1 protein-coding gene is annotated in these 268 nt (G+C 61.2%); it reads right to left on the reverse strand.

Annotated features, from left to right (window positions below):
* Positions 1-22: 22 nt before the first annotated feature.
* Positions 23-238 (reverse strand): HNH endonuclease signature motif containing protein, encoded by a 216-nt coding sequence (locus tag ACXR2W_RS14200; RefSeq protein ID WP_489948872.1) that lies wholly within the window; start codon positions 236-238, stop codon positions 23-25.
* Positions 239-268 lie beyond the last annotated feature (30 nt).

Below are 268 nucleotides of genomic sequence, written 5' to 3' on the forward strand. Positions count from 1 at the left end.
CAGGGATCGTGGAGCCCAGTGTTTACGGGCTCATTGTGTCCCTGGTCGGCATAATCCGCCGGTCGTCATAATGCGCCTTATGCCGACGTCGGCATAACTTGCACAGAGCGATCCCTCGATCGATGTCGGTGCGGCCCTGGTCGGAATGCCAGTGGTCAATATGGTGCGCTTCGCAGTAAGAAGAGGGTCGATCACAGCCCGGCCAGCGACACCCGCCATCACGGGTGGCGAGGGCGATGCGTTGGGCCCCGTTGTAGAGCCGTTGTTC

The organism is Leucobacter faecis (genome assembly GCF_054456695.2).